This window comes from Streptomyces phyllanthi (genome assembly GCF_009377205.1).
Classification (GTDB): domain Bacteria; phylum Actinomycetota; class Actinomycetes; order Streptomycetales; family Streptomycetaceae; genus Streptomyces; species Streptomyces phyllanthi.
In genome coordinates this window covers 1-2,155 of the sequence record NZ_VJZE01000820.1, presented here as the reverse complement: position 1 = coordinate 2,155, position 2,155 = coordinate 1, and the positions used below count along the sequence as shown (strand labels likewise).

At 73.7% G+C, this 2,155-nt stretch carries 2 protein-coding genes and 3 pseudogenes; 1 reads left to right on the top strand and 4 read right to left on the bottom strand.

The window, feature by feature from the left end; genetic code table 11:
• The 4 genes and pseudogenes from FNH04_RS48445 to FNH04_RS45235 form a co-directional block, all read right to left on the bottom strand.
• Positions 1-382 (bottom strand): annotated as a pseudogene (locus FNH04_RS48445) (ABC transporter permease); the annotation flags it as partial.
• Complete coding sequence (locus FNH04_RS49215) at positions 379-1,260, bottom strand: ABC transporter permease (RefSeq protein WP_322725709.1); 882 nt, start codon at positions 1,258-1,260, stop codon at positions 379-381. The gene FNH04_RS49215 and the pseudogene FNH04_RS48445, both read right to left, overlap by 4 nt.
• Positions 1,173-1,592, bottom strand: coding sequence for a hypothetical protein (locus tag FNH04_RS48435; protein WP_228032047.1), 420 nt, complete (start codon positions 1,590-1,592; stop codon positions 1,173-1,175). Before FNH04_RS48435 ends, FNH04_RS49215 begins: the two co-directional genes overlap by 88 nt.
• Positions 1,589-1,864: pseudogene (locus tag FNH04_RS45235) on the bottom strand (ATP-binding cassette domain-containing protein); the annotation flags it as partial. The gene FNH04_RS48435 and the pseudogene FNH04_RS45235, both read right to left, overlap by 4 nt.
• 21 nt (positions 1,865-1,885) lie before the next feature.
• Between FNH04_RS45235 and FNH04_RS45230 the strand changes: the two are divergent.
• A pseudogene (locus tag FNH04_RS45230) lies at positions 1,886-2,116 on the top strand (response regulator transcription factor); the annotation flags it as partial.
• Positions 2,117-2,155 lie beyond the last annotated feature (39 nt).

The window sequence follows — 2,155 nt, the reverse complement described above, 5'->3', positions numbered from 1 at the left end:
CCCCCCCCCCCCCCCCCCCGGTGAGCACGCTGTCCATCCGCGGCCGGTCGCCCCGACGGCTCTCCAGCCACACCTGGTCGGTGGAGCCCGCGAGGCGCGCCTCGGTGTCCGTCCTGGCGGTGACCTCCCGCGCGCCGGGCAGCGAGCGCAGCAGTGCGTGGAGTTCGCGGTCGGAGTGCTCCGGTGCGATCTCCTTGCCGTGCTTGAAGTTGGAGGCGTACACCGTGACCTCGTACGCGTCCCGGCCCGCGTTCCCGAACCGGGTCATGGTCGTGGCCAGACCGGTCGCGAACGTCACGGTGGTCACCCCGAGGACCACCGCGGCGAGCGTGAGGGCGCTACGGCCCGGCCGGGCGAACGGCAGGCCCGCCCCCAGGCTCACCGAACGCGGCAGCCGGCTGCCCGCGAGCCGGCGCTGGATGCCGAGTGCCCGCCCTGCGCGCGGGGCGCTGCCCGCACTGATCGCCCGCGCCGCGGACAGCCGGTGCGGCGGATCGCTGGGGCGAGCGCGGCGAGGACGCACACGGCGGGCATGCCGAGGAGGGCGACGGCGTTCACCCAGGCCGCGACGGAGACGTCACCGTGGAGCACCCCCGCTTGCGGCCCCGAGAACACGAACCCGAAGAACGGGCGCGCCAGCAGGTTGCCGACGACGGTGCCGAGCGCACAGCCGAGGACCGCGGGGACGGAGATCATCGTGAGGTGGACGGCGACCACCTGCCCCGGCGTGAACCCCAGGGCCTTGAGAACGCCGATGTGCCGGAAGCCGGAGATCACCGCGCCGCTGACGACGTTGGCGATGATGAGCACCGCCACCGCGATACCGAGGATGCCGAAGGCCATCAGGTAGGGGCTGTACGCCCGGGCCGAACTGCCCACCTGCTCCTTGAGGGTGAGGTACGACCGGGAGGCGGTCAGCGCGTCCGCCGGAAACCCTTCCGTCACCGTACCCAGCTGCGCGCGGAGCCGTTCCTCCGAGGACGTGGACGCGTCCGTGAAGCGGAGGAGCATCTGGGTCGCCGTGGGGTTCAGGTCCGCGATCTGCCCGGGCGCGACCCAGGCGTCCGCGGTGTGGCTCAGGTCGAAGGCGAACCCGACGACGGTGAGGGCCGGGCCGGAGGGCACGTGGATCTTCTTGCCGAGGTCGTCCGCGGTCCAGTCCGGGTCCCGGTTCAGGACGACCTCGCCGGGCCGGGTGGCCCAGCGGCCCGCCCACAGGTCGAGGCGGTCCACCTCGCCGCCGGGGCCGGACCGGCCCACGACCGTGATCGCGGTGCCGAGGCCGAATTCATGGCTTCGTCCGACAGTTCGACCGCGGCCTGGGCGAAGGGCCCGGCGGCGGCCTCCACTCCGGGCTGCCGGGCCGCCCGCGCCAGCTGCGCTTCCGAGACCCTGCCGGGATCGAACGCGGCGACGACATGCGGACCGCGCTGCTCGCCGAACGCCTTGTCGAACGGGGCGGAGGCCGCGTCGACCAGGCCGAGCGCCACGACCATCGCCGCCGTCGAGGTCAGCGTGACCAGTGCGATGACGAGCGTCTGGAGCCTGCGCCGCCGTACCGCCGCGCGCGCGGCCCGCCACACCGCCCTCACGCGGACGGCTCCAGGGTGTGCTCACCGGTCACGCGGCCGTCGGCGAAGTCGACCAGTCTGCTGGCGCAGCGCCGGGCGAGATGCTCGTCCTGGGTCACCAGGACCAGCGTCTGGCCGATCTGGTTGAGGTCGAGCAGCAGGTCCATCACCTGCTCGCCGGAGCGGCTGTCCAGGGCGCCGGTCGGCTCGTCGGCCAGCAGCAGCGCGGGACGGTTCATGAGCGCGCGGGCCACGGCCACCCGCTGCCGCTCACCACCGCTGAGCACGGCCGGGCAGCCGCCACCCGCCCACCCGCCGTCCACACCGACCTCGCGGCCCTGACACCCCGCGAACGGGAGGTCCTGACCCTGTTGGGCCGAGGCCTGTCCAACACGGAACTGGCCGCCCGGCTGACCCTCAGCGAGGCCACGGTGAAGTCCCACGTGGCCCGCGTCTTCGCCAAGCTGACCCTCCACGACCGCGCCCAGGCGGTCGTACTCGCGTACGAGACGGGACTGGTCAGACCGGGCGAGGCAAGGTCATGAGCACGACCTGCTAGTCATCCCCTCCACCCCCGTCGCCCC